Genomic DNA, 6,188 nt, shown 5'->3' on the forward strand with positions numbered 1-6,188 from the left:
ATCCTCGCAGCCACCGCCCAAAACCTTCGAAAGATGGCCAAGCTGATCCCGATGCCCACCCCGACGCTCGCATAGGGTCAGTAAGAGCAGTTCCGGCCAAGTCGCGACGGAGCTATTACAACGAAATACTGCCGGCCTTTTTCAACGGAATCGGCCCGGAAGCGGAAGTCGGAATGTCTACTTGGTCAAGGAGTTCGGCAAGGGCAAGAAGGCTTCGTATCTCACGCCGGACTACACCTACGGTCACACCGTCACCAAGTCGATGCAGGACTTCCTTGCGACCGCCGGCTGGACCACCGTGACCAACCAGGTGGCGCCGCTCGGTGCGCCTGACTACTCCTCATATCTTCTGAACGTCGCGAATTCCGGCGCCGACGTGCTGATCAACGTCAACTGGGGCCACGACGCGGTGCTGTCGACCCAGCAGGCCAAGCAGTTCGGTGGGCGACGTCCACGCCGGGGTCGTTTCAGGCGTCAACAACGCGGTCGCCCGGGTGGCAGGTCTCTTTGCAGTCGCGGCGCTTGGCGCCGTTTTGTTCGCCAGCTTTTCGTATCATCTAGCCGGTGCGCCGCGGGCACAAGCCAACGGAGCGCTGAATGCAATACTGGCCGGACAAGCCGGCATCACCGAAGCCGCAACGGCAGCGTTCGAACGCGCACTACGCACAGTGTTGCAAGTGGCGGCGCTCTGCGCCTTGCTAGGCGGCATTCTTCTTCGGGTTGTGGATCCGACCGATTGGACCGCAAGCGGCGCGTTGAAAGCGGACATCAAGGGAGATCCGAGTCGGGCGGCGCCCACCATTGAGGGCCAATGGTCGACAGAAATTCGCGTTTGACGAGCAGCCCCGCCGGCACAGCGTAATGGCTCTTCGTCGCGCTTAAGGTGCTCTGCTTGATCAAGGAGAAGGCTCGCCGAACTTCATCTCTTCCTGTCCAGAGGGCGGGGCCGAAGGGGGTGACCAATCGGACATTCGAGCGCGGCACGATCCCAGCGTCCGACATCGGCTGCCGCCCGATAGGTGCTTTCCAGAAACGACATGAGCGTCGCCTCGGGATCGCTCGACTTCGTCACAATGTCGTAGGCCAGGAGATATTCTCCGAGCTTCGGATCGAAATATGCGGCCGTCGGCAAAATCTGTTCATCGGCAAAGCCGTTCGGAGTGGGATAGGCATAGGAGTAGAAAGCCGCAAAGTCTGTGCCGCCTCCGCCCGGCCAGAAGCCGGCGGATGAGACTTCATCACTGTAGGCCTCGCGCGTCACTTCGTCCGGTAAACCCGGTACCCCCCCGGGGTGAAGCGGAGCAGGACGTCCGGAGAAGCGCGTCACCGCGAGATCGAAGCTGCCCCAAAAGAGATGGACCGGACTGACCTTTCCGGTGAAGCCCGTCCGAAACCGATGAAACACACGGTCGATCGCAATCAGGGCCCTGAAGAACCGCGTCGCCGCGTCTGCATCATAGGGTCGGATCTGGCGGTCGTCCCGGAAGGGGATCGGATTGGGGACTTCATTGGGCCGGTCGTCGAATTCCGGTGTACCGCCGAGACGTCCCACCAACTCACAGAACCGGGCGTTAAAGTCGGCGACGGACATCGGCCCGAGCGCCATTTCAACCCGGTGCCCGTCAGAGGCCTCTCCGATCACGATATGACGGGAGAGATCGAAGGTGATCTCGATACCAGAGGCGTCTGGAACCAGCGAAGTCGTGAGCCCGCGAGCATTCACGTAGAAAGTCGCGTGCCATGAATGGTTCACCCACGGCGTCCCTCGCGAGCCGATACTTGCCGACAACTTGGCAATACAAATGAAGCGCGGAACAGGTTTCGCACCATGCCTCGAAGGGGATTTCCGGCCAGATCGCGCTCATAACGTTTCCTCCTTTGTGTTTGGTCGCACGGACGAGGCGCTGGTATCGTTGTTTCACATATGAGCCTTGAAGGTGACAGGCATTGCGTTTGCAGCGAAAAACAAAGCAGCAAGTCGGAGAGACTCCTGGGATCAGTGTCGCCAAGTTCGTTGAGATCCGGGCGTTTTCCAAAGGCTATTTTGGGCCGGGCCGCCGCGCGAAATGGCCGGTTTGGGTCAATCGCGCCGGTTTGCCCCTCAGCCTGAGACTTCGGGTCTACCCCCAACTGCGGACATGTCTCCGCCTGCGCAAACTGTCGCGAAGGGGCCCGAGCGGACCAAGGTCGGCCCGAGCTACTTCGGATTGCGCGGGAACGGGATGAACCCGTCCCGGTTCGGCATTCTCACCTTGGGCAGCGACTGCGCGTCGATCACATCGTTCGACCCGACGACCCCGTTGAGATTGAGGATATAGGCCGATACCGCGTAGAGTTCATCCGCCGTGAGCGATTTCGACTCTTGGAATGGCATGGCGCGGCGGATGTAGTCGAACAGCGTCGTTGCATAGGGCCAGAAACTTCCCACCGTCTTTATCGGTGTTTTGCCCGGCGCCAGTGTGCCCATGCCGCCGGCGAGCGCTCCAGCGAGCGCGACACTGGGGCTGATTCCCTTCTCGCCGTGACAGGCCTGACATTTCGCTACATAGATGGCTTCGCCCTCGATTGCGGTGCCACGACCAAGCGGCAGACCTGCGCCATCCGGTCCGATGCTGATGTCCCACGCTGCGATGTCGGCGAGCGCGATCGGTTGCCCGAACTGCGGGGCCTGGGCCACGGCCGCCGGTGCAATGGTCAGCATAGATACGCAGACTGCAACGGCTTTAAGCGTAAACATTGCTGGCCTCCCCCATCTCGTCGATGCGCCAGCTTGCGATGGCGTTGTAGTGGTAGACCCCACGCAAGCCGCGCTCGTCGGCAAACTGCGCGCGCGTTGGCTGCACCATGCCCGTGTCGTCGGTGGCGCGACTCTGCAGCACGGCGGGACCGCCATTCCATTGCCATGCTGCGCGGAAGCGCACGGGCGCCTTTGGTAGGATCGGGCCCTGCAAAGCTGCCGGCGCCCAGCTTCGTCCGCCGTCAGCCGACACGTCGACCTGCCGGATGCTGCCGTTGCCCGACCAGGCCAGCCCGGAAATCTCGTAGAACCCCGGTCCCCTCAACGCGAGTCCCGGCGACGGACGCGTGATGACGGATTTTACTTCGATCGGGAACACGAACTGCCAGGCCTTTTCATCCTTGAGCAGGATCGTGTATTTCGATGTTTCGTCTTTGGTCATGGCGGGGCCGGCAGTCAGCTTGAGCCGGCGCAGCCACTTCACGTTCATGTTGCCCTCGAAACCAGGCAGCAGCAACCGCACCGGATAGCCGTTCGAAGGCCGCACTCGCTCGCCGTTCTGATAGAGACAGAGCAGCGCATCATCCACCGCTTTGGTGAGCGGGATGCTGCGGCTCATAGCGGCAGCGTCAGCGCCCTCGGCGATCACCCAGCGCGCCTCAGGTTCGATGCCAGCTTCGTCGAGCAACGTGGAGAGCCGCACGCCGGTCCATTCCGCGCAACCCAGCAGGCCGTGAATAGCCGCTACATTGAGCGGCTGCGCCTGAGGCGCGTTGAGCGCCTGGCTGTTGCCGCCACACTCGATGAAGGCGATGCGTGATTGCATCGGATAGCGCGACAGCGCTTCGACCGTAAACACAAGCGGCCGCTTCACAAGTCCATGGATCACCAGCCGATGCTGATCGGGATCGATTTCTGGGATTCCGGAATGGCTACGCTCGAAATGCAGCCCGGATGGCGTGATCATTCCTTCGAGCAGGTGCAACGGCGTGCGTGATGCGCCGACACCGGCCGGATTGGGAGGAGGCGGAAAGACTTTGACGACCTTGCTCTCGAACGGTGAGGGCTGGCCGTAGCCCGCAAATCCCGGACCCGGCACCTTCATCCATGGCTGCATCGTAAGCGGTTCTGCCGATCCGCAGGACAGGCCCGCGCCCGTCGCACCAACAATGAGCGCGCCTTCAAGAAAGATACGGCGGCTTAGAACTCCATTGCCCGCCACCGGATCGCCTGGTTCAGGATGTGTCTTCTTGACCATCAGCGGCCCTCCCTCGTTTCGGGTGCCCGTGCGCACGGCGAGTGCTCGGCCAGTGACCGGCAGAAAGAATGGTCGGTTCTTTTGAGAGTGCAATGCCCGCCGACGGCATTCTTCACTGCCATTCGCCTCGAACGGAGACGTCGGCACGTCTCGTTTCAAAAAAAAGCAGCTCTAGATTACAGGATCCCATCTCCATCCAAAAGACGTTCATATTGGCCAGGATGTCGCAGAAACAAAACCAATGACCCCGATGTCCGAGATGGGTCAAAAGCACCGTTCGGACATTTGGCCGCTCGCTTCCGGTTTACCCCAATCATCCGACAATTTTAGCGCTCTGCCGAGACTTCGCCGGGTCAAGCTGACATCCATCGCCATGGAGCTTTGAGGACTTGTCATGATCTCTCCATCCTAGAATTTGAGCGTCGTTCGGAGGCCGAAGATCGAAGCGTTCTTGAGAGACTTACCTGCCAGAGCGCCGGCGGGCAGCGCGGCCCCGCCTCCGGGATGGACGATGTATTGGAAATTCGGCTGCAGCGTCCAGCCATCCTTGATCTGATACTGGTAAACGGCCGTCAGCAAACCTTCGAAGCTTCGCACTGGCCAATTCGGATTGACCAACGTCCGGTAGTCCGCGTCGAGAGCCTGCGCCCGTTTGGAGACATGAGCATAACCCGCGGCGATGCCGAACTTGTCGTCGGGCCGATCGTCGCGAAGCCCGATGAACTCGACGCCGGCATCGGCGTAGAGATCGATCAGGTTGCGATCGGCGGGCGCGCCGGCGGCTCTTGCGAAGACACCGATCCCACGATCGTCGCTGTGAGGCACGCGGTAGATCTGTTGCTCGAAGACCGCCCACCCACCGAAGTCTCCTGCCAGCAATAGGGGCTCGCCGCTGCTACCGGGAGCGGCGAGCGAGACGCCGTTCGACGCGAGCTGTTGATCGGGGAAAGAGCCGCAGTGCCGCCAGCCGCCGAACTTGATCTGGCCGGTCAGGTTGGGATCGCCCTTCTTGTTGTTCCAGGCGTACTCGATCTGACCGAGCAGCAACGGCGGCCCATTGACGCGGAAATTAACGCCGTAGCGATTGCGCTCCTGGGGGTCGCCGGATCCGGGTCCGGCCTGGTCGCCGTCGAAGATCCCGCCCAGAAGCGAAAGCTGGTCGGTCACGTTGACCAGCAGTCTTGCGCCCATGGCCGCCAAAGGTGGCGATGGTCCGCCGCTGGGAAGGTCGAGCGACGTGATCGCGGGCCACCCCATCGAGGCATTGGTGAACACGTCCGTGTACTTCGTGTTGAAGAATTCGCTGTCGGCGGCGAGCTGGCCGGCTTTGAGCGAGACCCTCTTCGCGCCCCATTGCTTCTCGAAATAGGCTTCGTAGAGACGCGTGGACGGTAAAGCCTCGATTCCGCTGACGACGAAGAAGTTCTGAAGATTGCGCCGGGACAGGCCGTCGCCATGAATTTGGAACATGTTGGCGTGAAAAGTGAGCTTGTCGATGCCAACGAGCTTCTGCAGGTCGACATCCACGGCGAGGTTCAGGCGGCCTTCGTAGATGGCGCCCTGCTTCAGGCCGCCGGAAGCACTCCCAAGCACCTCGCCGATGTAAGTGGCCGCGAACTTCACACCGTACTTCTGCAGCGGATTGGGCAGTAGGCCGAGCGTCTTTTCCTCAACCGTGCTCTCACCCGTGTCCGGATCGGCCGGCTTGTCGTCGTCGGTCTTCTTGTCCTCCTGGGCCGCGGCACCGGCTGCGAGAAGCAAGACGACCGACATCGAAAGAGCTACCTGCCTATAGGCTCGCCTGGGTCTCGACACGCGAGTTCCTGATCCCAACGGTGGGCCTACGAATATCCCGATCTTCGAGGGCGAGTCCACAGTCGAAACGTCTTCCAAAAAGAAGGGGCAGAAAACTGGCCTCCCCAATCGCAAACATTGTTGAATCGCGGGGCGCGAAAAGTCCGCTATAGTGAGGCTTTCCCTTTTTGGGGGCATTCACGTTCGATACGGCTGCGCGCCGTCCTCGATGAAATCTCTGAGAGCGTTTCGCATCGCGAGACGGAGCGCGTACCGATGTCGCCTCTAAAACTTTGGAGGCGGCTATCGGCGCCTGCATGTTCTGCTCAGGCGGGAGGGCTATCTGGTCAACCACAAGAAACTGTTCCGGCTCTACCAGGAAGAGAGGCTCGCGGTCCG

General features: G+C 61.1%; 5 protein-coding genes and 2 pseudogenes. 3 read left to right on the forward strand and 4 right to left on the reverse strand.

Features of this window, described 5'->3' with window-relative positions; all coding sequences use genetic code 11:
* Positions 1-181: 181 nt before the first annotated feature.
* Together IVA96_RS29785 and IVA96_RS29790 are read left to right on the forward strand one after the other, a co-directional pair.
* Positions 182-442 (forward strand): annotated as a pseudogene (locus tag IVA96_RS29785) (ABC transporter substrate-binding protein); the annotation flags it as partial.
* Positions 441-836, forward strand: a complete 396-nt coding sequence (locus tag IVA96_RS29790) for a hypothetical protein (protein ID WP_247276078.1) — start codon at positions 441-443, stop codon at positions 834-836. The pseudogene IVA96_RS29785 and the gene IVA96_RS29790, both read left to right, overlap by 2 nt.
* A gap of 83 nt (positions 837-919) precedes the next feature.
* Here the strand turns inward: IVA96_RS29790 and IVA96_RS29795 are convergent, their stop codons facing one another.
* The 4 genes from IVA96_RS29795 to IVA96_RS29810 all read right to left on the reverse strand — a co-directional run bounded on the left by IVA96_RS29795 (position 920) and on the right by IVA96_RS29810 (position 5,870).
* Positions 920-1,753 carry a DUF5996 family protein gene (locus IVA96_RS29795; RefSeq protein WP_346015489.1) on the reverse strand — a complete coding sequence of 278 codons (834 nt, stop codon included), beginning with the start codon at positions 1,751-1,753 and terminating at the stop codon, positions 920-922.
* Positions 1,754-2,197: 444 nt separating this feature from the next.
* Complete coding sequence (locus IVA96_RS29800; RefSeq protein WP_247276075.1) at positions 2,198-2,737, reverse strand: cytochrome c; 540 nt, start codon at positions 2,735-2,737, stop codon at positions 2,198-2,200.
* Positions 2,724-3,995, reverse strand: a complete 1,272-nt coding sequence (soxC, locus tag IVA96_RS29805) for a sulfite dehydrogenase (RefSeq protein WP_247420885.1) — start codon at positions 3,993-3,995, stop codon at positions 2,724-2,726. The genes IVA96_RS29800 and soxC overlap by 14 nt, the downstream gene beginning before the upstream one ends.
* A gap of 408 nt (positions 3,996-4,403) precedes the next feature.
* Positions 4,404-5,870: a carbohydrate porin gene (locus IVA96_RS29810; protein WP_247420886.1), complete on the reverse strand. Its 1,467-nt coding sequence runs from the start codon at positions 5,868-5,870 to the stop codon at positions 4,404-4,406.
* A gap of 220 nt (positions 5,871-6,090) precedes the next feature.
* Here IVA96_RS29810 and IVA96_RS29815 point away from each other — a divergent pair.
* Positions 6,091-6,188, forward strand: a pseudogene (locus IVA96_RS29815) (IS3 family transposase); the annotation flags it as partial.

This window comes from Bradyrhizobium sp. 159 (assembly GCF_023073795.1).
Lineage (GTDB): Bacteria > Pseudomonadota > Alphaproteobacteria > Rhizobiales > Xanthobacteraceae > Bradyrhizobium.